1 protein-coding gene is annotated in these 641 nt (G+C 63.0%); it reads right to left on the bottom strand.

Features of this window, described 5'->3' with window-relative positions; all coding sequences use genetic code 11:
* Nucleotides 1-277: winged helix-turn-helix domain-containing protein (locus H1B27_RS39730; RefSeq protein ID WP_197969786.1), on the bottom strand; the 277-nt coding region annotated here is incomplete at its 3' end.
* Between the last annotated feature and the right edge of the window lie 364 nt (nucleotides 278-641).

The raw sequence follows: 641 nt of genomic DNA, 5'->3' as shown, positions 1-641 counted from the left end.
GAACGTTGGTGATGTAGCGGGCGCCATCCTTGCCGTCGCCGAGCACCTTGCGCAGCTCCGCGACATGGACCCGCAGGCTGATCTCCTCGACGGAGAGGCCGGACCACGCGTAGGCGAGAATCTCGTTCTTCGGCACCACCTCGCCGGCACGGCTGACGAGCAGCCGCAAAATGTCCATCGCCCGGCTGCCGAGCTTGACCGGCACGCCGTCCTTCTCCAGCAGCCGCGAACGCAGCGAAAATGGTCCGAACGAGACGGCATCGAGATCAAGGATCAGCCCAGTGTCGCCGCTGCGGCGCCTTGTATAGTCGCGCTGCGTTTCGAGGAAGCAGTCGTCAAGATGGGCGCGATGTGACCGAGCTTTCGGCAGGACATGACCGCCGCAGCGCGGTCCAGCGAAGGCACTGCACGAACCCGCACCGCGCGTTGGTCGCCTGGCGATGCCTTGTGCCCTCCTCGAGCCAGTCCCGTTCGCGCAAAATGCGTGACAAATTGGTCCTAACCGGCCCCTCTGCGACGAGCTGTCACACCTGATGCACACCCACAGAATCTAACAGTTCCTAATCACCCCTAACGAGCGTCCTGGCCAGCTCACGTTTATCCTCTCAGCATGGAAAGCATTGGTTTGCGCGCCTGCCGGT

The organism is Bradyrhizobium diversitatis (assembly GCF_016031635.1).
GTDB classification, from domain to species: domain Bacteria; phylum Pseudomonadota; class Alphaproteobacteria; order Rhizobiales; family Xanthobacteraceae; genus Bradyrhizobium; species Bradyrhizobium diversitatis.
The sequence above is the reverse complement of the archived record's forward strand: the minus strand, read 5'-3'. Positions and strand labels throughout refer to the sequence as shown.